A 23,353-nucleotide genomic window follows, 5' to 3' on the forward strand; every position below is an offset into this window, starting at 1 on the left:
TCACCCCGGCTCAAGGCCGGGGCGACGGGAGAAGTTATTCGGCCGCGACGGCCTCGACGCTGTCGTCGAGCGGGTGCGCCAGACGCGTCAGCATTTCCTTGGGCACCACCTGCCAGAAATGGTTCAGGCTGCGATCCCAGTCGTCGAGCAGGCCGCGCGACCATTTGCTGTCGGTCGCCGCCGCATGCGCTTCGACCATGCCGCGCAGCTTGGCCTCCCACACCGCCGAGGCGACGCGTTGCCAGACGATGTTCTCCGGGTTGGCGCGGCGGGTAAAATTGGCTTCCGCGTCATAGACGAAGGCCATGCCGCCGGTCATGCCGGCGCCAAAGTTCTGGCCGACTTCGCCGAGCACCACCGCGGTGCCGCCGGTCATATATTCGCAGCCATTGGCGCCGCAGCCCTCGACTACCACGTCGGCGCCCGAGTTGCGTACCGCGAAGCGCTCGCCCGCCTGGCCGGCGGCGAACAGCCGACCCGAGGTGGCGCCATAGAGCACGGTGTTGCCCAGGATCGTGTTGCGGCGGCTTTCGATCTGCGAACTGACCATCGGCCGCACGACGATCACCCCGCCCGACAGGCCCTTGCCGACATAGTCGTTGGCGTCGCCGAACACTTCCAGCGTGATGCCCTTGCACAGGAACGCGCCGAGCGACTGGCCCGCCGAGCCGCGCAGGCGGACATGCACGTGCCCGTCCTGCAGCGTCGACATGCCGAACTTGTTGGTCACTTCGGACGACAGCCGGGTGCCGACCGCGCGGTGGACGTTGCGCACGCTGTAGGTCAGCTGCATCTTCTCGCCGCGCGCGAACACGGGAGCCGCGTCCTTGATCATCTGCGCATCCAGGCTGTCGGGCACTTCGTTGCGGAAGGTGCTCAAGGAGAAGCGCCGCTCGGCGTCGGTCGCATCGACCTTGGCGAGGATCGGGTTCAGGTCGAGATCGTCGAGATGCTCGGCGCCGCGGCTGACCTGGCGGAGCAGTTCGGTGCGGCCGACGATCTCGTCCAGGCTGGTGCAGCCCAGCTTGGCGAGAATCTCGCGCACTTCCTCGGCGATGAAGGTCATCAGGTTGATGACCTTTTCCGGCGTGCCGACGAACTTCGCCCGCAGCTTCTCGTCCTGGGTGCAGACGCCCACGGGGCAGGTGTTTGAATGGCACTGGCGCACCATGATGCAGCCCATCGCGACCAGGCTCAATGTGCCGATGCCGAACTCCTCTGCGCCCAGAATCGCGGCGATGACGATGTCGCGGCCGGTCTTCAATCCGCCGTCGGTGCGCAGCTTCACGCGGCCACGCAGGCCGTTGAGGGTGAGCGTCTGGTTGACCTCCGAGAGCCCCATTTCCCACGGGGTGCCGGCGTACTTCACGCTGGTCTGGGGCGAAGCGCCGGTGCCGCCGACGTGCCCGGCGACCAGGATGACGTCGGCATGCGCCTTAGCGACACCCGCCGCGACGGTGCCGATGCCGGCCGAGCTTACCAGCTTCACGCACACCCGCGCGCGCGGGTTGATCATCTTCAAATCGTAGATGAGCTGCGCGAGGTCCTCGATCGAATAGATGTCGTGGTGCGGCGGTGGCGAGATCAGCGTCACGCCGGGGGTGGCATGGCGCAGCTTGGCGATGAACTCGGTCACCTTGAAGCCGGGCAGCTGGCCGCCCTCGCCGGGCTTGGCGCCCTGCGCCACCTTGATCTCGATCTCGTCGCAGGCATTGAGGTATTCCGCCGTCACGCCGAAGCGACCCGAGGCGACCTGCTTGATCACCGAGTTGGCATTGTCGCCATTCTCGTACGGCTTGTAGCGGATCTTGTCCTCGCCGCCCTCGCCCGACACCGCCTTGGCGCCGATGCGGTTCATCGCGATCGCCAGCGTCTCATGCGCCTCCGGGCTAAGCGCGCCCAGGGACATGCCCGGCGTGACGAAGCGCTTGCGGATTTCGGTGATCGCCTCGACCTGGTCGATGGCGATCCCTTCCTGCGGGAAGTTGAATTCGAGCAGGTCGCGCAGATAGACCGGCGGCAGGTCACGCACGCCGCGCGAGAAGGCGAGGTAGCTGGAATAGCTGTCGGTCGACACCGCGGTCTGAAGCTGGTGCATCAGCTGCGCGGAGAAGGCGTGCGTCTCGCCGCCATGGCGCTGGCGATAGAAGCCGCCGATCGGCAGTGCCGCTACCGCGCGGTCATAGGCCGCTTCGTGCCGCATCATCGCCGAGAGGTGGAGCGAGGCATAGCCTTCGCCCGAGATCTTGGCGGGCATGCCGGGGAAGAAATCGTTCACCAGCGCGCGGGAGAGGCCGACCGCTTCGAAATTATAGCCGCCGCGATAGGAGGAGATGACGGCGATGCCCATCTTCGACAAGATCTTGAGCAACCCCTCGTCGATCGCCTTGCGGTGGTTCTTGAGGCACTGATCGAGGGTGAGGTCGCCGAACAGGCCGCGGCCATGGCGGTCGGCGATGGCGGCTTCGGCCAGATAGGCGTTCACCGTGGTCGCGCCGACGCCGATCAGCACCGCATAGTAATGGGTATCGAGGCACTCGCCCGAGCGAACGTTGACGCTGGCATAGGAGCGCAGGCCGCGGCGGACGAGGTGAGTGTGGACCGCGGCCGCGGCGAGCACGCCGGCGACCGCCGCCTTGTCTTCGTTCTGATGCTCGTCGGTCAGGAACAGTTCGGTGCAGCCGGCGCGGACCGCCTGTTCGGCCTCGTGCCGGATGCGGGTGATCGCGGCGCGCAATGCCTCTGGGCCGCCACGCGCATCGAAGGTGCAGTCGATCTCACCGCACTGCGGCCCGAAATAGGCGCGCAGGCGGTGCCATTGGGCGTTGGTCAGCACCGGGCTTTCGAGCACCAGCACCTTCGACGCGTTGGCTTCCTTGTCGAGGATGTTCGCCAGATTGCCGAAGCGGGTCTTGAGCGACATCACATGGCGTTCGCGCAACGGATCGATCGGCGGGTTCGTGACCTGGCTGAAGTTCTGGCGGAAGAACTGGCTGATCAGGCGCGGCTTGTCCGAGATGACGGCCAGCGGGGTGTCGTCGCCCATCGATCCCACGGCTTCCTTGCCGGTTTCGATCATCGGGGCGAGGATTAGCTCCATGTCCTCCAGCGTCTGGCCCGCCGCGACCTGACGGCGGGTGAGTTCGGCGCGGTCGTAGTGGGCATCAGCGGGGCCATCGGGCAGTTCGTCGAGTGTCAGGAACTCACCGATCATTGCGGCGTAATCGGCTTCGCCGGCGATCTGGTCCTTGATTTCGGCGTCGGTGTAGAGCCTGCCCTCGGCGAGATCGACGGCGATCATCTGCCCCGGACCCATGCGACCGCGCGCGACCACGGTGGATTCGGGCACCGGCACCATGCCGGTTTCCGACCCGACGATCAGCAGGCCATCGGCGGTCTGCGTGTAGCGCAGGGGGCGCAGCGCGTTGCGGTCAACCCCGGCCACCGCCCAGCGGCCATCGGTCATCGCCAGCGCGGCCGGGCCGTCCCATGGCTCCATCACACTGGCGAGATATTTGTACATCGCCACATGGCTTTCGGGCGTGTCGTCGCCCGGCGCCTCGGGCACCAGCATCAGCTTGGCGGTGGGCGCGTCCCGCCCCGAGCGGCAGATCGCCTCGAACACCGCGTCGAGCGCCGCGGTATCGGACGCGCCGGCAGGGATCACCGGCTTGATGTCCTCGCTCTGCTCGCCAAACGCGATGCTCGCCATCTTGATCTCGTGGCTGAGCATCCAGTTCTTGTTGCCGCGCACCGTGTTGATCTCGCCATTGTGGGCGAGGCAGCGGAACGGTTGGGCCAGCCACCATTGCGGGAAGGTGTTGGTGGAATAGCGCTGGTGGAAGATGGCGACGCGGCTGGTGAAGCGCTCGTCGCGAAGGTCGGGGTAGAACTCGCTCAACGATTCAGCGAGGAACAGGCCCTTGTAGATGATCGAGCGGGTGGACAGCGAGCAGATGTAGAAGCCGCCGACCTGTGCCGCGATCACGCGCTTTTCGATGCGTCGGCGGACCAGGTACAGGTTCTTCTCGAACTCGGCCTCGTCCTGATCGTCGGGAAGCGGCCCGGCGATCATGATCTGCTCGATCTCCGGGCGGGTCGCCTGCGCCTTCATGCCAATCACCGACACGTCGACCGGCACCTGGCGCCAACCATAGATGGTGTAGCCCGCCTCGATGATCTCGGATTCGACGATGGTGCGGCAGGTCTCCTGCGCGGCCAGATCGGTGCGCGGCAGGAAGATCATGCCGACGGCCAGCCGGTTGGGCAGCACGCGGTGCCCGCCCATTGCGATCGCATCGTCGAAGAAGCGCACGGGCAGGTCGACATGGAGCCCGGCGCCGTCGCCGGTCTTGCCATCGGCGTCGACCGCGCCGCGGTGCCACACAGCCTTCAATGCATCGATCGCCGACTGAACCACCCGGCGCGAGGCCACGCCGTCGGTCGCCGCGATCAGGCCCACGCCGCAGGCATCACCTTCGAATTCGGGGCGGTACATGCCTTCGCGGGCGAGGCGGTCGCGTTCGGTCTGGTCGATCGTCATGGCGTTAGTCCTAAGGCGCAGGAATATGGCGGGCGGCGGATCAATCCTCCGCGTCGTCCGCCCCTGCTTCCGGTTCCGGGTTGGTCTTGAGCGTATCGGGCGAGACGCCGAGCAGCTTGCCCAGCTTGTCGCGCTCGGCGGGAGTCAGGTCGCTGTTGGTGCGCGGCTTGGGCAGACTGGCCACCGCCGCTTCGGCCTTGGCCATCATGTCGGGCATGCGCTTGGTCATTTCCGGGACCATGTCGGACATGATCTTCACCATCTCCGGATCCATGAACAGCTGGAGCGACTTGAGCGCGTAGTGGCGGCCTGCGGGAGTGGCGAAGAAGCGGTCCATCTCGCTCAGTTCGGCGCCGCTGAACTCGCGGGCATAGGCGCGCGACAGGCCTTCGCGCATCGCCGGTTCCATGCTGCCCATCATCTCCGTCATGCCGCCCATCATCGCGTCGGTGCTGCGCTTCAGCCGGTCGCGCCAATGCGGGTCGTAGATCGCCATGACCTGCTCCACCGTTCCCTGACCAAGGCTGCTCGCCTCCTCCTGGGTGATGCCGCTCAGCCGCGCCAGTTCCTGCACCGGCAGCTGGCCCACCGATTGCGTCATGCTGCCCATCAGCGGACCCATGCTCTGGTCCATCATCCGCTTGTAGGTCCCGGGCGGCAGCAGCTTGCCGACGACCTGGCGCGCGGCGGTGAGGCGGGCGGGATCGGCCGGGGTCTGGGCGAACGCGCTGCCGGTGGCGAGCGCCAGCGCGGCGGCGATGGCCAGCATCTTGTCGACGCGGATCACGGCTTCTTGCCCTTGAGGAACTGCGCGGCGGACTGAGCGGCGAGCGCCTTCATGCGGGCTTCGTTGGCGGCGATCAGGCGAGTCGACCAGGCCTGGCTGGCGGCGGTGATCTTGGGGTTAAGTGCTTGAAGTTTCTGGGCTGCCGGGCTGCCGCCGAACGCCATCAGTGCCGGGTAGTCCTCGGGCGTCAGCGAGCTCATCAGCGATGCCATCGCCGCCTGCTGCATCTGCTCCTGCGACTGATCGGGCTTGTCGCCGATCGAGCGGTACATCTGCGCGGCGACCTTGCGGCCCGTGGCGCTTTCCAGGAAGGTGCGGGCTTCGGCGATCTCGCCCGCAGTCATATCGGCCTGGATCAGGCGCGACACGTCGCTGCGCAGCGCCGGCAACTCGCCCTTCATGACCTTCAGGAACTCAGCGCGGACCTGGCCTGCGACATGATCCTTCATGCCTGGGTTCGCGGCGTACATCTTCTGCGTGGCGGGATCGCCCGCCAGCTGCTGCTCCATGCCATAGGTGAAGGAGCGGCTGGCGACGTCGGTCATCGCCGCATCGCTCAGCATAACGCCGACCAGCCGGTCGGCCTCCGCCTTGGCGTTCGCCGCCTGGAGAACGGGATGCGCCTGCGCCGGCAAGGAAGCGACGGTGGCGGTGCCCAGCAGCAGGGCGGCAAACACAGACTTCATGGTGGTTTCCTTCAAGCGGCCCGCACGGCCGATGCCGCGCGCGCCCGCATCCAGGCATGCATGTGCGCCGCCACGTCGCGGCCGTCGCGAATCGCCCAGACGACCAGACTCGCGCCCCGCACGATATCGCCCGCCGCGAACACGCCGTCGAGGCTGGTCATCATCGTGCGCCCGTCGGTGCGCAGCGTGCCCCAGCGGGTGACGCCGAGCGCCTCCGCGCCGAACATCTTGGGCAGGTCCTCCGCCTCGAAGCCCAGCGCCTTGATCACCAGGTCGGCGGGGAGGTCCATGGCGCCGCCGGGATCGACTTCCGGCGCGCGGCGGCCCGTTGCGTCGGGAGCGCCGAGGCGCATGCGCGAGGCGCGCACGCCGGTTACCGCATCGCCGCCGTCGAACGCTTCGGGGGCGGACAGCCAGACGAACTCGACGCCTTCCTCCTCGGCATTGGCGACTTCGCGCTGCGAGCCGGGCATATTGGCGCGGTCGCGGCGGTAGAGGCACTTCACCGACGCCGCACCCTGGCGCACCGCGGTGCGGACGCAGTCCATCGCCGTGTCGCCGCCGCCGACCACCACGACATGCTTGCCCTCCGCATTGAGGCTACCATCGTCGAACGCCGGCACCGCGTCGCCGAAGCTCTTGCGGTTGGAAGCCGTCAGGTAATCCAGCGCCTCGACCACGCCCTGCGCACCGACGCCCGGCGCCTTGATGCCGCGCGCCTTGTACACGCCGGTGGCGACCAGCACCGCGTCGTGGCGGCTGCGCAGTTCGTCCAGGCTCGCGTCGCGGCCGACTTCGAAGCTGGTGTGGAAGACGATGCCGCCTTCCTCCAGCCGGGCGACGCGGCGCATCACCACGTCTTTTTCCAGCTTGAAGCCGGGGATCCCATAGGTCAGCAGCCCGCCGGCACGGTCGTGCCGGTCATAGACATGCACGGCATAGCCCATCTCGCGCAGATATTCGGCGGCGCTGAGCCCGGCAGGCCCCGCGCCGATGATGCCGACCGACTGGCCCTTGTCCGGGCCGGGGCGCACCGGCTCCACCCAGCCTTCTTCCCAAGCCTTGTCGGTGATGAACTTCTCGACCGACCCGATGGTGACGGCGCCGTGGCCGGAGAATTCGATGACGCAATTGCCTTCGCACAGCCGATCCTGCGGGCAGATGCGGCCGCAGATCTCGGGCATTGTCGAGGTGGCGTTGGAGAGCTGATAGGCTTCCTGCAACCGCCCTTCCGCCGTCAGGCGCAGCCAATCGGGGATGTGGTTGTGCAGCGGGCAATGCACCGAGCAATAGGGCACGCCGCATTGCGAGCAGCGGCCGGCCTGCGCCTCGGCATCCGGCACCGCATAGCGGTTGGCGATCTCCCGGAAATCCTCCGCACGAAGATCGGCCGGGCGCTTGGCGGGATACGCCTGGTCGCGCCCCACGAATTTGAGCATCGCATCATTTGCCATGCCGTACGTTTAGCGATGCAGCAGACCCAAGTCACGCATGATTCGAACAATAGGTCAGCAATGCTGTCCCAGTTCTTCAGAGCAGCTCCCGCAGGGGCTAGCATTCCGCTTCTTCAGCGGAGAAGAAGAGGCCGAACCGGACCTTATCGCATCGACAGCCAGATCAGCGCCGCCGTGCCCGCGACGATTCGGTACCAGGCAAAGGGTGCGAAGCCGTGCTTCGTCACCACCGCGAGGAACGCCTTCACCACCGCCAGCGCCACGATGAACGACACCACGAAGCCGACGGCAATCAGCCCGAAACTGTCCGCGGTGAGCGCATCGCGGTGTTTGAACAACTGGAGCACGGTCGCGCCGGTGAGCGTCGGCAGCGCCAGGAAGAAGCTGAAATCGGCGGCGGTGCGGCGGTCCACGCCCAGCGCCATCGCCCCCATGATCGTCGCGCCCGAGCGGCTGACGCCCGGGATCATCGCGATGCACTGCACCAGGCCGATCTTAACCGACTGAGAGAACGACACGCCGGCGATGCCGAGCACATTTTTGGTCCGCGCCAGCCGCTCCACCACCAGGATGCCGATGCCGCCGGCGATCAGTGCCCAGGCGACGATCACCGCGTTTTCGAGCAGCGCCTCGATCTGATCGTTGAACAACAGCCCCAGCGCCACGGCGGGCACGAAGGCGATCAGCAGGTTGCGCACGAACCGCACCGAATTGGCTTCCCAGGACAGTAGGCCGCGCCCGACCGCCAGAAAGGTGCGCCAATACAGCACCACGATCGCCAGGATCGCGCCGGGCTGGATGGCGATGTTGAACACCGCCCATTGCGCCGCGTCATAGCCCATCAGCTCGCTGGCCAGGATCAAGTGTCCGGTGGAGGACACCGGCAGGAATTCTGTGATGCCCTCGACGATGCCGAGCAGGATCGCCACGAGATATTCGTTCATTCGCTGTTCCCCGCCCCCTGCTTGGCGCCGCGGCCCCCGCCGCGGCGATTACCGCGTCAGGCCGTCTGGCCGACCGAACCGAAGCGCCCGTTGCGGCGGAAGCGCACCAGCCAAGCCGGCGCCACCGTCGCCAGCGGCGTCGGCGTAATGCCGAGCGCGGCGAGGCCCTCGGCACCCGCGTCCACGACATTGTCGTGCTGGAGCATGCGCCACTGGTCCTTGCTGATCGGGGAGCCCGGCAGCATCGGCAGCATGCCGCCAATGGCATCGGGCAGCTCCAGGAAATGCACCTTGCGGGCCAGCGCGCCGGCGATCCAGCGATGCAGCTCGCCCAGCGTCATCACATCGGGTCCGCCCAGCGCATAGGTCTTGCCGCCATGCGCGCCCGGATCGGTCAGCGCCGCCAGCACCGCCTGTGCGACGTTGGTGACATAGACCGGCTGGAAGCGCGCGCCGCTGCGCACCACCGGCACCACCGGCAGCATCGAGATCATGCCGGCGAAGCGGTTCACGAACGCGTCTTCGCGCCCGAACACGACTGACGGGCGCAGAATGGTCGCATGGGGGAACGCTTCGTGGATCGCGCGCTCGCCCTCACCCTTGGTGCGGCCATAGTCGGAATCCGACTGCGGATCGGCGCCGATGGCCGAGAGGTGCACCAGCGCCTGCACGCCGGCATTTGCCGCAGCTTGGCCCACGTTGCGCGCGCCATCGACATGCACTGCGCGCATGGCAGGCCCGAAGGTGCCGGCCAGGTTCACCACCAGGTCCGAGCCCTCGACCGCCCGCGCGACCGTGTCCGGCCGGGTTACGTCGGCGGCGATGAACTGGGTCTGGCCCAGCCCGCCCAGGGGCTTGAGGAAAAACGCGTCGCGCGGCCGCGACTGCGCGATACGGACGCGCGCGCCGGTGCGGTACAGTTCCTGTGCGACATAGCGGCCGAGAAAACCCCCGCCGCCGATCAGCGTTACCAGCCTGTCCTTCATGCCTGCCTCTTGTGTCCCAATGCCGGTTCCCATGCCGCGCATGGGCCCAAACGGCAAGCGGCTTGGCCGCGTTGCAATTTTCTTGCGAAATGTTCGTTGACAGACCCCGCGACCCTCCCCTAGAGGCGCCGGCCTACCCCGTGCCCAGATGGCGGAATTGGTAGACGCACCAGCTTCAGGTGCTGGCGATCGCAAGGTCGTGGAGGTTCGAGTCCTCTTCTGGGCACCACTTTCTGGCGCTAAGTGCGTCCAGCAACGTCCAGCAAGCGGCTGGTTTTACAGCATAAATCGACGGATGATCGCCGGCTAAATTTCCGGTGACGTCCGGCTAGGACCACCAACAGCACCCCCACGATTGGGGTGCCTTTGATGGCCCCGGATCGACCCGGCTTGCTGGGATGATTCCAATGCTCACTCACCTCAAGATCACGTCCGCGAAGCCCTCAGAAAAGCTCTACAAGCTTCACGATACCCTCGGCCTGTATCTCGCGGTCAAGCCCAACGGCTCCAAACTGTGGTGCATGAACTACCGTTTCCTGGGCAAGCAGAAGACGCTTCACCTGGGGAAATGGCCTGCCGTCGGTCTCGCCGACGTCCGCGCGAAGCGGGACGAGGCGCGCGAGCAGATTGCCGCCGGAATGGACCCTGCCATCGAGAAGAAGCGGGCACGGATCGCCGCCAGGCATGCCGCGGCCACCACGTTCGAGCTGGTTGCGAAGGAATGGCTGGTGAAGTGCGAGCGCGATGGATTGGCGCCGGTCACCATCGACAAGATCCGGTGGCTGCTCGACAAGGCCTATCCGGTCATCGGCGACCTGCCGATCGCCCAGATCACGCCTCACGAGGCGCTCGCCGTCCTGCGCAAGATCGAGGCGACCGGTGCCTATGAGAGCGCCCGGCGCATGCGCAGCGTGCTCAGTCGCGTATTCCGCTATGGGGTCGCGACGGTGCGATGCGACAAGGACGTCGCGGCCGATCTGCGAGGCGCAATCGCGACCCCGAAGCCCAGGCACTTCGCCGCCATTACCAAGCCCTCCGAAGTCGGTGCTCTGCTGCGCGCCATAGACGGTCCTGACCGCTTGCCCGTCAGGCGCATGGCGATGCGTCTCTCCCCGCATGTGCTCCTGCGCCCGGGCGAACTCAGGCAAGCCCAATGGTGCGATATCGATCTGGAGGGCAGGGTCTGGTCGGTGCCAGCGGAACGGATGAAGATGCGCCGGCCGCACCGTGTGCCCCTATCCCGTCAGGTGATCGGCATGCTCGAGGAGTTGCATGCGCTTACCGGGCGCTGGCCGCATATGTTCACTTGCAGTGTGCGTCCGCGCAACATGATGTCGGAGAATGTCGTGAACCAGGGTTTACGTCGGCTCGGCTACACGCCGGACCAGATGACGGCTCATGGTTTCAGAGCGATGGCGGCCACGCTTCTCAACGAGATGGGCGAATGGCATCCCGACGCGATCGAACGCCAACTTGCGCATGTGGATACCAACCAGGTCCGCCGCGCCTATGCCCGCGGCGAATACTGGGACGAACGCGTGAAGCTGATGCAGCGCTGGTCCGACTACCTCGACGAGCTGCGCGACGGAGGCAAGATCCTGAGGCCGAACTTTCCTCTGAGCAGCCGGGCCTGCTGACGAGCCTGTGGGGCGCTGGCAGGGCACTCCACGCGAGCGTTCCATGCTCCCTGTACTGTCGAGTGCTGTCTGGCGCGGAGGTCACGTATCAGGTTGCATCCGGAGGATGATCTTGCCCCGGCGTCCGCTGCTGCGTTTATGGGCCAAGGCTGCTCGAAATGCCCCAAGCGGATAGCTCGCCTCGATTAAAGAGGAGGCTCGGCCGGTGCGAATCTCCGAAAAGCACTCGGACATCGCATTGTGGAAGGCTTCCTTCGGCATCGCATGCACATGGTCTCTCAGCTGGAAGAGGGTCATGCTGGCTTGGCCGCCGTGGGAGAGTGGCTGGCCTGACAGCAGGCCGTAGTGGAGGAGCAGGCCGCCCGGCTTGATGGCTGCACCAAGGAGAGTGCCGGGCGCACCCCCCACCGCGTCGAGACCACTGTCCAGTGCTGGAAGGGGGCATCCTTCCTCAACGACTTCGGCACACTCGGTCGAAATGGACTCGCGCGCCGCGGAGGAGCGAATAATCCCGACAGGATGCGCGCCCGCGCCGCCAGCATTCGTATCAGCATACGCCCGATTGCTGATCCTGCCGCCGTCACTCCGATGCGGTCTCCGCGCTTGGGCGCGAGTTTTCGAACCATGAGCAAGGCCGTGAGCGGATTTATGTAGGCGGTGGCGGCCTCGTCGTCGTCCAAGTCCTCCGGCACCGTCACACACCAGTCGGCGGGTAGTGTCTTCCAGCTCTGCCAACATCCTGCCGTGCCCAGCGGAAGCACTCGGCGGCCGATCAACACTGGGTTTATTCCCTCGCCGACGTCCGCCACGACGCCGACGCCCTCGAAGCCGGGTATGAAGGGCAGCGCGGTTCGGTGGCGGTAGGCCCCGGTAACGGGGATCAGGTCGGACGGATTGATTGGGCTGGCCCGCATTCGCACCAGGACCTGCCCTCGGTCGACGAGCGGCCGGTCGGCTGTCTCAAGGGAGAGAGCTTGATCGGGTGCCCCGAAACTATGTGCTGCAATGCGGAACATGATGATCAGGATATACGGTGCACAGCTTTCAAAAAGCGGCCACCCTACAGTCCAACAGTAAGCGCTCCTCCGTCAGTCCTCCGGTCGCCCAAAGGCAGTCTGCGTGTGAGAGAGCGTTCAAGCGTTGACAGGAAACCGGGCAAAAGCACGGTCCGAGCTGCCTGTCCGAATGGCCAAGCGGGAACGGCGATTAAGCGCCCAATTGCCGCGGTTCAGATTGGCTCAGCGTGATCCTGAAACCTGCCATTCGTTCATCCGGCTCTGGGCGACAGCGGGAACGGCCGACATTGGGACTTTCCGGCCATTCAGACGCGACATATCGAACGGCAGCTCCTGTCAGAAGCCGTCGTTCAGACCTCACCCGGCGTCGCGCAACAAGAGAAACTGGGCCGATTTCGGAATAGCGGATTTTGTCGCGCGAGACCCGACTTCCATAATTGGCCTACGCGCCATCGCAAACCGTCGAGCCGTGCGCGTCAATGATTTGCGAACGCCGCCATCTCAGGCGTCCTTGCGAATAAAAGGATCGCCGTAGAGCGACATGGCCAGAGCGCGCTTGGGGTCCCAACTGGTTTTGTCGGAAACGTGGCGGTTGGCCACGTGGCAAGCATCCAGCACTACCATACCTCCCTGCCACGCCTTCAGGAAAGCGTCCAGCCAAGGCCGTGCGACAAAAAACGGTATCGGCCAAGCCGGCCCGATCACGGCGGCGCTGCCGCGCGCGAGGATTTGCTTTGCGAGTCCGATCGCCATCCCGGTTTCCGGGTGAGGATCGATGCGGCCGCCTGAGCATACGAACAGGATCGTCAGGCGGGCCTTGCGGGTTACCTCGGCGATCTGCGCAATCTCGGTAACGCCGTGACCGTCGTCGCTCAGCGACCGAAAATAGCGGTTCACCTCGGTCAGTCCGCCGTGCGCGCCGATGATCGCGACGTCGGCATCGGCAAATCCCGGCGATGGCTGGTCGCCGCGCTCAAGCCCGACACCGTGACCGGTCAGGATCGGCGCTACCTCATCTGCCATCATGGCAAGGGGACCAGTTTCCCCGCCAGCCGGGGAAACCGGAATCCACATGCGCGCTGCACCGTTCCCCTTCCGGTCGAGCCGACGTGATGCGGTCAGCCATTCGAGCGAGGGTGTCACGCCGATCGCATGGTCGAACCCCGCGCAGTTACCGTCGATCGTCAGGAGATTGGGCGGGAAACGCTGCAGCCGCGCATCGGCAACGATGATCGACCGCTTGGGCAGCTTGGTCAGCCCCAGGTTCGCGACGCTGTCGCGCATCTCGTCCTGATCCACCGACTCCAGGGAATAATCCCTGGGGAAACGCTCGCTCCAGCGATTGAGCGCTTCAGCAGAGAAGGTGTTCTCCGGCTCGACCGTGAGGTCGGAAATATCGCCATTCTCGAACTCGACGGTGGCAAGCTGGCTGTCGAACATTGCCATGCCGACGATCGCGGTGTCCGCTCGGCTGAGCTCGATCGCCGCCTCGTAAGGAGCCTCTGCTCGTGTCAGCAGGCGCTCGACCTCGACAAGCCTGCCGTCGGCAGCCCGAAGCTCGATCGCGCGGTCCGCTGAGGCTTCCACAGCGTAGGTCAGCGCTTTGGGGTCGACTTCGGCCAGGGCATTCCCGACGAGCGTGCGCGTCATGACGCGCAAGTGCCTCAGGTCGTAGCCCGCATCGATAGCGTAGCGGGCGTTGTCGAGGCCACGCGCCACGTCGGCGATGTCGGCAAGTGTCGGCACCCGGCTCGCTGCCCGGATCATAGGCTGGCGCTCAGGCGGGAGCTTGCTAACAATCTGCTTGAGGAGTGCCTCGGCGGACGCGACCTGTTCGGGAACTCGGTTGCCGCCGATGTGGACCAGCGTGTTCAGGACCATCGCAATCGGCAGCAGGTCATCGCTCCGGTCGATCACTTCCGCCGCGTTGGCGGCCGCTGCGTCGAACAGTTCGATCAGCTCCTCATCGGACCCGCCATCGCGGGAAAAGACAGCGGTCGCGGCCTGAAGCACCATGGTTGCGAGGCGAAATCCGTCACGCTCAGCACTGCCCAGCTGCTCAAGGGCTTCCTGCGAACGATCAAGCAGCGGCAAAGCGAGGTCGGCCATTCCGGCGTCGCGAAGCAGCCGGAACAGCAGGTTCGTCTCGAACCAAATTTCATCCCAGGATGCCTTCGCGCGCGTCTCCAGCGCAGCCGCCATCGCGACCATCGCTTCGGTGCTCATGCCAACGCGCGCGTAGATATCCGCGAAGCTGAACAGGGCTATCCGGTGCCGCTCCGGACGGTCGCCGCTGTTCGTGACAATGAACTCGGCGATGTCGCGGGCGGCCTGTCCCTTGCCCGCGACCGCGAACTTGCTGCCCACGGTCCGAGCGATCGTCAGATCCTCGTCACGCTGCTCGGCGAGCGGGGCGATGGCGTTGGCGGCCGCAAGATACATGTTGGGCAGGACAAGATCATCCGTTTCCGCGATGCGGTCCCCGGCATAGTCCGCTTGGATCAGGATCGAGGCGATGAGCGCGTCCGCGGATACGTCGAGCAGCTCGGCCGGAAAGCTATGCTGTCCTACCACCCACATGCCTTGGCCCTTGTCGGCGAGCCATTTCCAGATACGCTCCAGCGGCGCCTTGGTCTGATCCGCCGGAATAACCGGCGGGCGGTCGGCGATCTTGGGTCGCGGATCGATCGGCGGCCTCGCGACCGAACGCTTGAGGAGGGCGGTGACGAGGATCGCGATCCCGCGCGTACCAGTCTCAGTCGGGCCAAGCAGCCTGGCCAGCCGCGTGCGAACGCGTCCGTCACCTGGGTGGGTCGCCAGGAACGCGATCGATCGGTCCATGACCTGCTCGACCATCGGATCGTCGCTCGACAGGGCCGCTGCCTGGAGCGCCGTGCTGGCCAGGCGAATGAGGAGGAGCAGCTCCCGGCTGGTTACCTCGGCATTGCGCCCGAGCAAGAACGCGAAGCTCTCGGCCACCCGACCCGCGCGCTCGAGCTGGAGCGCGATCTCTACGCCGCCATCGCCGACGAACTCGGGAAGGTCATCGGCGATCGTCGCGTGAACCGTGTAAGGGTTCCAGCCATCGGCTTGCGTGCCATCGGCAAGCAGGCGGTAGAAGGATATTTCGTCCTTGTGATCGCCGTTGGTCATCGATTCCAGGATCGTGACCGCGCGACCGTAGTCACCTTGGCGTGCCGCCATGACCACGTCGTGCCGCTGCAATGTCGGCGCGTTTGGATGAAGCCGACGGAACGCCTCCAGCACGGCTGACCGAAGTCGTTGACCACGCAGCCGCAGCGCGGTGTCGAGCGCCTGGGCGAAGTCTTCGCTATCGCGAATGTTCGGGAGCGCCTGCGTGATAAGCGCTTCCGCGAAATCGTCGATGTCGGCAGTTTCCGACAGCCGCGCGATCGCCAAAGCCTGCTGCACGGGCAGCTCGACCAACATGTCCGACTTGGCCTGAAGGAGATCGCGAAACGGGTCCGAAAGACCTGCCCTGGAAAGAAACTCGAGTTTCAGGAAAAAGCGCTGCCGCTCGGACAGGCTGTCATGGCCATCGATTTCCTTGATCACGCCCCCAATACCGCCCGCATCGACGGCATCATTCCACCGCGAAACCCTGGCAGTAACTTCGTCGGCATCGATAGGCTCAGCTCCGGCGATCTCACCGGACACAAATCCGGCGTCACCGACCGACTGCAGCAGATCCAGCGACTCCTTTCGCTGAGGCGGAAGAAAGCCTGAATCGAGCGTGACGTAGATTTCGTTGGCCCGGCAAAGCGCGTCGACCTCGGTCAGGAGCTGATGGAGATGTGCTGCCCGCACTGTCTCCTCCAGCTGGCTGCCGTTGGGAATTTGTGTGGCGGCCATGCGATAGCGGCCGGCCTCGACAACGATGATGGCAGTCTTCGTGGGCGCCGCCGAGAGCGCCCGGACCAGCGCATCACCGTCGTAGCTGTCCGTGAACTGCAAAGATAGGAATGAGAATGCGGCCTCGCGCATCTCGGCAGTGGCCGAGCCGCTGGAGACTTCGGTGAGGGTGGCATCAACAGCTTTTCTCAACTGACCCAGGGCGGTCGCCTGTTCGTCCGCGGTCGAGGGCGGAAGAACGATCCAGACCTGGTCCGCCAGACGGCCTCCATTTTTGTCGCCGCGGATCGAAAAATAGGCGGCGAGCTCGCCCAAACGGGCAAGGTCCTTGTCGGACCCTACGGCCAGAAGATCCGAATGGCCCCATTGCATCGCTCCTTGCCCCATGAAAGTCATCCAAGTGAGCTTTTCGCTGGCGGGGGTTTCCGATTGTTCTGTCACTTCAACCTTCTACCCTATTTGCGCGAGTGATGGCCTTGTATTGACGCGATCGGTCGCGGGGTGGGAATCTATCCATTGGGGTCATGAACTGCCGGCAGCTTCGCGCCTCCGCTTCGGCCGTTAAGCGGTTCCGACGGCCTTCCCGAAAGCAGACATACCATCAGTCGGCAACAATGACGTGCTGTGCCGGCTACGATGGCGTCAGGTGCTGCGTGCGAGAGCAAATCACCAGTCGCTTCGCCCCTCGGGTCATCGCCACGTATAGGTGACGGCGGTCCATTTCGGCGGGATCGAGAATTACGGCGACCTCCCATGGTGGCGCGACGGCAATGGCTGATCGAGCAGCAGCTGGCATCAGGCGAAGGCCGGCAGTTCAAGTTGCGAAGCGACGCGCTGGAGGAGCTCGGCCGGCGCGAAATGCGCGATGCCGGAACGCGGCTGGCCCAGCAGGTCGGCAAGCGGTTCGAGCCCGCCGAGATCGGCGAGCGCGTCGAGGGTGTGATCGGCCGGCGCGTGGACTTGGAGAGCGGCAGTTACGCGCTGGTCGAGCGAGCGCGGGATTTCTCGCTGGCGCCGTGGCGCGACGTGCTCGACCGAAACATCGGCAAGGCGGCCTCAGGGATTTTACGCGGGGACGGGATAACCTGGCAGATTGGGAAGGGTCGATCGGGTCCGCTGATCGGGTAAATCCGGCTTTCCGCAAAGGTGGTTTGTCAGATTGCTCCTGAGGGCCGCATTTATGAGGTCAACTTGCCCCAATTCGAGCTGCATTAATTGTGGTGATTGTGGGTCTCAGGTGGTAGTCATTAGATCGGATCGCGCCGCCGGCATGAGGGGCCAATTTTGTGACGCTTGTGATCACCACCTGCACGAATCGCAAGCGCAAGCCGGTTGCCGACGCTCTACGCATGTCTGCTCTGCCGGAAGCCGATCTTGAGGGACTGGCCCAACAATGGTCACACCGTCTCACGTCGGAGCAGACGCGTTTCCGTGGGGAGGACATCTACGGCGGTCGCGGTTTTCGGGAAGCCGTCGCCGCGGCCGAACTGCTCGATGCGAAGCTACTGGTCGTCTCTGCGGGACTCGGCTTGATTGAGGTTTCGACCGTGGTTCCGCCCTATGCCTGTACCGTGCTCGTCGACGCACCTGACAGCGTGCGTTCGCGCGTGACCGGCGCCTTCAGCGCCGCCGACTGGTGGGCGGCGATCTGCAAAGCCTCACCCTTTGCAGTCGCCGTGCATGATGCAGTGGAGTACGGGCGCGGGACGATCTGCGCGGCGCTATCGGACGCCTATATCGAGATGATCGCAGCCGATGTTCTTGCTCTGCCGCCGTCGGTGCTCGGCCGACTCAGACTTTTCACCCGTGCTTCGCTCAATCGAGTTCCACTGGAATTACAGCCGTTCGTCATGCCCTATGACGACCGACTTGATGGGCCCGACAGCCCCCATCGCGGCACGCGTAGCGACTTCGCCGGCCGCGCGCTTCGTCATTTCGCTGAACTAACGCGCGGCAACCCACCCGAGCGCTCGGCGGCTGAGGATTCTGAGGCGGTGGCGGCGGCCCTGCAGGGCTGGCGGATGCCGGCCAGGATCGACCGAGTTCGCCATGATGACACTACGATGCTTGATCTAATACGGGCGGATTGGGATGCGGTAGGCGGCAGTTCGTCGCGGTTGCTGCGCCACTTCCGTGACAATCTGGGGATCGCATGCGAGCAGGGTCGGTTCGCGGCCCTAGCACGTAGGGTCCGGAGCGAGCGCGCATGAGCGGGCGCGAATATCTCAAGGTCCGCGCGGTGCGTGCCGAGCAGGCCGGCGGGACCAGTGTCTTCGCCTTCTTCCTCTATGGCGCTGACGTCAACCGGGTGGCGGACATCAGCCGGATCCGCCGCGACGATCAGGAACTCAAGGGCTTCCAGCGCCGCGAGATCCGCGATCACGTCAAAGAGATCACGGCTTTTCTGGACAGCGGGCCGGTGCTGTTCCCCAATGCGATCATCCTCGCCATCTCCCCCGAGGTGGAGTTCGCCTCGGCGCGGGGCCGCTCACCGGGCAATATGTGCGAAGTGGGCGACGCGGGCACGCTGTCGATCCCGATCTACCCTGAAGGCCGGCGCGCCGCCTGGATCGTCGACGGGCAGCAGCGCTCGCTTGCGCTGAGCGCCGCGAAGGACAGGACAATCGCCGTGCCAGTGGTCGGGTTCGTCTCCGATGCGCTTGAGACGCAGCGCGAGCAATTCATATTGGTGAACAAGGCGCGCCCGTTGCCGACACGACTGATCAATGAACTGTTGCCCGAAGTTAGCGTATTGCTGCCGCGTGATCTCGCCGCGCGGCAGTTACCCAGCGCGCTTTGCGAAGCGCTTAACACGGACCCCAAGTCGCCGTTCTTCGGCCTGATCAAGCGTGAGTCCGATACGAAGGATCGCGCCGGCGTCGTCACCGACAATGCGCTGATCGAAACGATGAAGGTGAGCCTCAAGACTCCGGCCGGAGCGCTCGGCCAGTTCAAGCATAATGGCGACGGTAACGATACAGTCGCGATGTACGATGCGCTGCTACTCTACTGGTCGGCGGTTCGTGACACCTTTCCCGAGGCCTGGGGTAAGCCGCCGGTCGAGAGCCGGTTGATGCACTCGGCCGGCATCCGCGCAATGGGCGCGTTGATGGACACTATCATGCTGCGAGCAGATGCGGCGCCGGACAAGGCGGCGGCGGTGCGCACGATGCTCAAGCGCATCGCGCCCTCTTGCTGCTGGACCGCCGGCACCTGGGAAGGTTTGGGGCTCGGATGGAACGAGATCCAGTCGACCTCACAGCACATTACCAAACTCAGCGATCATCTGATGCATATCGAGCGCGATCTCGCGCGGGCGGCGGCATGAAGTTCATCTTCGCCGACAGCCTCGACTATGTAGACCCGGCGTTCGACTTCATCGCCGATCGCAGTTCGGCCGAGCGCCAGCCCTATTGGGATGACGCCTATCCGCATGAGATCCTTGGCTATGCGCCCTATGACGGGGTGCTGGTTTCGCGCGGGATTGTCGGCGATCACCGGGTCAAAGGCAAATATACCGCCAGCCAAGCGCGCCGCTTCCACTTGGTTGGCGTGCGTAAATTCCTGCGTCTCGACAAGCCCGAGTTCGCGCATCTCGACATCTTCGGCGATTGCGGCGCCTTCACCTATGTGCAGGATGAGAAGCCGCCTTATACGCCCGCGGAGATGGCCGGATTCTACGACGAATGCGGCTTCACCCACGGCGCGTCAGTCGACCATATCATCTTCGATTTCGACGCCGGTCTCACAGGGCTGGCCGGCGGATCGGCCGACGCCCGGCAGCGCTTCGACATCACGCTGGAGAATGCCGAAGGCTTCCTGCGGGAGGCCAAAGCGATGGACGCGAGGTTCACACCTCTGGGCGTGATCCAGGGCTGGTCTCCCGGCAGTATGGCTGACGCGGCGCGCCGGCTCGTCGCCATGGGCTATGACTATCTGGCGCTCGGCGGCATGGTTCCGCTCAAGTCGCCCGAGATCAAGCTGTGCCTAGAAGCGATCCGCGAGGTGATCCCGGCATCGACGCGCCTCCACATCCTCGGCTTCGCCAAGGCCGACGATATCGACAGCTTCCACGGCTACGACATCTCCAGCTTCGACACGACGTCGCCGCTCATCCGCGCGTTCAAGGACGCAAAGCAAAACTATTACTTGCCAGGCGACGGGCTTGCGCTGCGCTACTTTACTTCAATCCGGGTGCCGCAGGCGATCGAGAACCCCAAGCTCCAGCGTGCCGTTAAGAAGGGCGTGTTCCGCGCTGAGGAACTTTTGCGACTAGAAGCGCTGGCGTTGGACACGCTGCGGGCATTCGATCGCGGAGCCGCGGGCCTTGAGGAGACGCTCCACAACGTGCTCGTCTACAACGCACCGCTGATCGAGGAAAAGCCGTATGAGGACTGCACTGCGAGCTCATCCCTGGCGCGCCTAAGCGAGCGCTATCGCAAAACCCTGGCCGAGCGGCCCTGGAAGCAATGCTCCTGCAAGATCTGCAAGGATGCCGCAATCGACGTGATCATCTTTCGTGGGAGCAATCGCAACAAGCGCCGTGGAATTCACAATCTCGCGATCTACCAAGACCATATTGAAAGACTGGATCTGAAGCGTGCCATCGAACCAAGTGATGACCTATCTCGCCGTCTATGCGCAGCAGAGCAGTGAGCACACAGTCCTAAGCTTCGCGGCAAAAGCCGCGGACGTACTGCGCTTTGCCTCCATCGAGCGGATTGGGCGCGACGCGCAGGGCGAACTCAGCGGGTTCCAGCGGCCGCAGGTGGCCGCCCATATCCGCGAAATCCGCGACTATCTGGAAAAGCCCAACGCGGTGCTACCGAATCCCATCGTCGTCGCTTTCACCGACCGCGTCACCGTCGAGGATCTCGGCAACGGTGCTGCGCAATTGGCAATCGACTTGAGCAGCGGCGTTCCGGGGCTCGTGGTGGACGGCCAGCAGCGCCTGTCGGCCCTCGCCGATATGGAGCGCGACTTTCAGGTGTTCGTCTCGGCGCTGATCTGCCGCGACCAGGCGGAACTGCGCCGGCAGTTCGTACTTATCAACAACACCAAGCCGTTGCCCAAATCGCTAATCTACGAGCTGCTGCCCACGGTCGACAATCTGCCGCCCCGGCTCAGCCGGCGCTCGGTCGCATCGGATTTGACAGCGCGACTCAACTTCGAGAACACCGCGCTCAAAGGTTACATCAAACAGCATACCTGTCCTGAAGGCATCATCGCCGACACCGTGATGCAGAAGATCATCATGGAGTCGCTCAGCAATGGGGTCATGCGGGAGCTGATCCGGGGACCCAAGGGCGGGGAGCGCTGCGTGCGGCTCGTGTCCAATTTCTTCGAGGCGGTGAAGAAGGTCTGGCCTGAGGCGTGGCACGGCCAGAAGCCCAATTCCTCGCGCCTGCTGCATGGCGCTGGCATTCAGGCGATGGGGGACGTCATGGAGGTGCTCGCCGAGCGCGGTGAGGCGAGGACGGTCGAGGATTTCAGGAGCGGCATGGAGTGCCTCAGGGGCAAAACCGCATGGACCGCTGGAGAGTGGCATATGGACGGCGAGGTCCGGCGGTGGAACAGCTTGCAGAACGTTAACCGCGATGTTGCGCTGCTCAAACATTATCTGGTTGGCATCGTAAAGGCCGACCTGCGCAGCAAGGCCAAACGCGCGCCGGCACCTCTGCTCGAACCGACCGTCGATTCGTTATGAGCTACGCGGTCAAGGAGATCTTCAAGACGCTGCAGGGCGAAGGTGCCCAGATGGGTCGCGCCGCGGTATTCTGCCGTTTCGCCGGCTGTAACCTGTGGTCGGGACGCGAGGTGGACCGCGCCGCCTCGGTCTGCTCGTTCTGCGACACGGATTTCGTGGGCATAGATGGCAACGGCGGCGGGCGCTTCGCCGACGCCCAGGCTCTGGCTGATGCGATCGAGGCGGAATGGGCTGGCCCCCAGGCCAATCGCTATGTTGTGCTGACCGGCGGCGAGCCGCTGCTTCAGGCTGACCAGGAATTGGTCGATGCGCTGCACGCACGCGGATTCAGTATCGCCGTGGAGACCAATGGCACGCAGCCGGCGCCTCAGGGCCTCGACTGGATCTGCGTCAGTCCCAAGGCCAACGCCGAACTGGTCCTGCTCGCGGGCAACGAGCTCAAGCTTGTCTATCCGCAGGAAGAGATTGCGCCCGAGCGGTTTGAGCGTCTCGCTTTCGAGCATTTCTTTCTGCAACCGATGGATTCGCCGACGGCCGCCGCCAATCTCGAGGCTGCAATTACCTATTGCATCCATAACCCGCGCTGGCGGCTTTCGCTCCAGTCACACAAAACGATCGGGATCCGCTGATGTTCGAGCTCAGCAAGCAATTTCGTTTCGACGCCGCGCACACGCTGCAACGGACAATCGACACCGAATCGAGCCGCCGCATTCACGGCCATAGCTACCGCGCCGAAGTCACGGTGCGCGGGCGGCCCGATCCGGCGACGGGCATGATCGTCGATCTTGGCCTGCTTGAGCGGTCGATGGAGGATGCCCGCGATGCGCTCGATCATCGTTTTCTCGACGAGATCAACGATCTTGGGCCGGCGACGATGGAAAATCTTTGCCGCTGGATCTGGGATCGCCTCAGGCCAAACATCTCGAACCTGTCACGCGTGAGCGTCCACCGGGACAGTAGCGGTGAGACCTGTTCTTACTGGGGCGAGGAGATCGCCGCATGATGACCGATGAGCGTGCCCTCGTTCTCTTCTCCGGTGGCCAGGACTCCGCCACCTGTCTTGCCTGGGCGCTTGAGACGTTCGGCTGGGTCGAAACCGTTGGCTTTGATTATGGTCAACGCCACAGGGTCGAGCTTGAATGCCGCGAGGCCTTCCGACAAGGCGTGATCACCACCAAACAAGCATGGGCCGCCCGCCTCGGCCCCGACCATATGCTTGACCTCTCGATCCTCGGTCAAGTCAGCGAGACGGCACTGACGCGCGAGGCGGAAATCGCGTTGCGAGCCGATGGACTTCCCAACACCTTTGTGCCCGGCCGAAATTTAATCTTCTTCACGCTTGCCGCTGCCTTAGCGTCCCGACGCGAGTTGCGCCATTTGGTCGGGGGTATGTGCGAGACTGATTTCTCTGGGTACCCGGATTGCCGGGACGACACGCTCAAGTCGCTTCAGGTGACCCTCAACCTTGGCATGGGTACCCGATCCGTCCTGCATACGCCCCTCATGTGGCTCGACAAGGCGCAGACCTGGGCTATGGCGGAGCGACTTGGCGGTGATCCGCTGGTTGAGCTGGTCCGGTCATCGACCCACACTTGCTATCTCGGCGTTCACGATCGACTGCATGATTGGGGATATGGGTGCGGCACCTGCCCCTCGTGCGAATTGCGGGTTAAAGGCTGGGAAGGGTTCGACGCATCGCGCCACAACGCGGTACTATAAC

18 protein-coding genes and 1 tRNA gene are annotated in these 23,353 nt (G+C 64.6%); 10 read left to right on the top strand and 9 right to left on the bottom strand.

Annotated features, from left to right (window positions below; genetic code table 11):
* Positions 1 to 34: 34 nt before the first annotated feature.
* From gltB to LQ953_RS05405, 6 genes are all read right to left on the bottom strand, one after another.
* Complete coding sequence (gene gltB / locus LQ953_RS05380; protein ID WP_231029654.1) at positions 35 to 4,543, bottom strand: glutamate synthase large subunit; 4,509 nt, start codon at positions 4,541 to 4,543, stop codon at positions 35 to 37.
* Between the two features lie 40 nt (positions 4,544 to 4,583).
* On the bottom strand, positions 4,584 to 5,330 hold the full coding sequence (locus tag LQ953_RS05385; RefSeq protein ID WP_231029655.1) for a DUF2059 domain-containing protein: 747 nt from the start codon (positions 5,328 to 5,330) through the stop codon (positions 4,584 to 4,586).
* The gene (locus LQ953_RS05390) at positions 5,327 to 6,016 is read right to left on the bottom strand and encodes a hypothetical protein (RefSeq protein WP_231029656.1); all 690 of its coding nucleotides are present in this window, start codon (positions 6,014 to 6,016) and stop codon (positions 5,327 to 5,329) included. Before LQ953_RS05390 ends, LQ953_RS05385 begins: the two co-directional genes overlap by 4 nt.
* Positions 6,017 to 6,027: 11 nt before the next feature.
* On the bottom strand, positions 6,028 to 7,470 hold the full coding sequence (locus tag LQ953_RS05395) for an NAD(P)-dependent oxidoreductase (protein WP_231029657.1): 1,443 nt from the start codon (positions 7,468 to 7,470) through the stop codon (positions 6,028 to 6,030).
* 143 nt (positions 7,471 to 7,613) lie between these two features.
* Positions 7,614 to 8,414: an undecaprenyl-diphosphate phosphatase gene (locus LQ953_RS05400; RefSeq protein ID WP_231029658.1), complete on the bottom strand. Its 801-nt coding sequence runs from the start codon at positions 8,412 to 8,414 to the stop codon at positions 7,614 to 7,616.
* Positions 8,415 to 8,470: 56 nt separating this feature from the next.
* Positions 8,471 to 9,400, bottom strand: a complete 930-nt coding sequence (locus tag LQ953_RS05405) for a complex I NDUFA9 subunit family protein (RefSeq protein WP_231029659.1) — start codon at positions 9,398 to 9,400, stop codon at positions 8,471 to 8,473.
* Positions 9,401 to 9,542: 142 nt separating this feature from the next.
* On the opposite strand from LQ953_RS05405, the gene LQ953_RS05410 reads away from it, so the two are divergent.
* Together LQ953_RS05410 and LQ953_RS05415 are read left to right on the top strand one after the other, a co-directional pair.
* Positions 9,543 to 9,629, top strand: a tRNA-Leu gene (locus tag LQ953_RS05410).
* Positions 9,630 to 9,807: 178 nt separating this feature from the next.
* Complete coding sequence (locus LQ953_RS05415) at positions 9,808 to 11,037, top strand: tyrosine-type recombinase/integrase (protein WP_231029660.1); 1,230 nt, start codon at positions 9,808 to 9,810, stop codon at positions 11,035 to 11,037.
* An 81-nt stretch (positions 11,038 to 11,118) separates the two neighbouring features.
* Here the strand turns inward: LQ953_RS05415 and LQ953_RS05420 are convergent, their stop codons facing one another.
* The 3 genes from LQ953_RS05420 to LQ953_RS05425 form a co-directional block, all read right to left on the bottom strand.
* Positions 11,119 to 11,334, bottom strand: a complete 216-nt coding sequence (locus tag LQ953_RS05420) for a hypothetical protein (RefSeq protein ID WP_231029661.1) — start codon at positions 11,332 to 11,334, stop codon at positions 11,119 to 11,121.
* On the bottom strand, positions 11,331 to 12,053 hold the full coding sequence (locus tag LQ953_RS16405; protein WP_443026545.1) for an alcohol dehydrogenase catalytic domain-containing protein: 723 nt from the start codon (positions 12,051 to 12,053) through the stop codon (positions 11,331 to 11,333). Before LQ953_RS16405 ends, LQ953_RS05420 begins: the two co-directional genes overlap by 4 nt.
* A 501-nt stretch (positions 12,054 to 12,554) precedes the next feature.
* Positions 12,555 to 16,367: a hypothetical protein gene (locus tag LQ953_RS05425; RefSeq protein WP_231029662.1), complete on the bottom strand. Its 3,813-nt coding sequence runs from the start codon at positions 16,365 to 16,367 to the stop codon at positions 12,555 to 12,557.
* A gap of 312 nt (positions 16,368 to 16,679) precedes the next feature.
* On the opposite strand from LQ953_RS05425, the gene LQ953_RS05430 reads away from it, so the two are divergent.
* The 8 genes from LQ953_RS05430 to queC all read left to right on the top strand — a co-directional run bounded on the left by LQ953_RS05430 (position 16,680) and on the right by queC (position 23,352).
* Positions 16,680 to 17,054 (top strand): DUF3363 domain-containing protein, encoded by a 375-nt coding sequence (locus LQ953_RS05430; protein ID WP_231029663.1) that lies wholly within the window; start codon positions 16,680 to 16,682, stop codon positions 17,052 to 17,054.
* A 158-nt stretch (positions 17,055 to 17,212) separates the two neighbouring features.
* Positions 17,213 to 18,136: a hypothetical protein gene (locus tag LQ953_RS05435; protein WP_231029664.1), complete on the top strand. Its 924-nt coding sequence runs from the start codon at positions 17,213 to 17,215 to the stop codon at positions 18,134 to 18,136.
* On the top strand, positions 18,133 to 19,254 hold the full coding sequence (dbpB, locus tag LQ953_RS05440; protein WP_231029665.1) for a DGQHR domain-containing protein DpdB: 1,122 nt from the start codon (positions 18,133 to 18,135) through the stop codon (positions 19,252 to 19,254). Before LQ953_RS05435 ends, dbpB (LQ953_RS05440) begins: the two co-directional genes overlap by 4 nt.
* On the top strand, positions 19,251 to 20,582 hold the full coding sequence (gene dpdA, locus LQ953_RS05445) for a tRNA-guanine transglycosylase DpdA (protein ID WP_231029666.1): 1,332 nt from the start codon (positions 19,251 to 19,253) through the stop codon (positions 20,580 to 20,582). The genes dbpB (LQ953_RS05440) and dpdA overlap by 4 nt, the downstream gene beginning before the upstream one ends.
* Positions 20,545 to 21,633 carry a DGQHR domain-containing protein DpdB gene (dbpB, locus tag LQ953_RS05450; protein WP_231029667.1) on the top strand — a complete coding sequence of 363 codons (1,089 nt, stop codon included), beginning with the start codon at positions 20,545 to 20,547 and terminating at the stop codon, positions 21,631 to 21,633. The genes dpdA and dbpB (LQ953_RS05450) overlap by 38 nt, the downstream gene beginning before the upstream one ends.
* Positions 21,630 to 22,262 carry a 7-carboxy-7-deazaguanine synthase gene (gene queE / locus LQ953_RS05455; RefSeq protein WP_231029668.1) on the top strand — a complete coding sequence of 211 codons (633 nt, stop codon included), beginning with the start codon at positions 21,630 to 21,632 and terminating at the stop codon, positions 22,260 to 22,262. Before dbpB (LQ953_RS05450) ends, queE begins: the two co-directional genes overlap by 4 nt.
* The gene (locus tag LQ953_RS05460) at positions 22,262 to 22,636 is read left to right on the top strand and encodes a 6-pyruvoyl trahydropterin synthase family protein (protein ID WP_231029670.1); all 375 of its coding nucleotides are present in this window, start codon (positions 22,262 to 22,264) and stop codon (positions 22,634 to 22,636) included. Before queE ends, LQ953_RS05460 begins: the two co-directional genes overlap by 1 nt.
* Positions 22,633 to 23,352, top strand: a complete 720-nt coding sequence (gene queC, locus LQ953_RS05465; protein WP_231029671.1) for a 7-cyano-7-deazaguanine synthase QueC — start codon at positions 22,633 to 22,635, stop codon at positions 23,350 to 23,352. The genes LQ953_RS05460 and queC overlap by 4 nt, the downstream gene beginning before the upstream one ends.
* The last annotated feature ends 1 nt before the right edge of the window (position 23,353 follow it).

The sequence above is a fragment of the Sphingomonas sp. IC-56 genome (assembly GCF_021043375.1).
In the GTDB taxonomy this organism is placed as follows: Bacteria; Pseudomonadota; Alphaproteobacteria; order Sphingomonadales; family Sphingomonadaceae; genus Sphingomonas.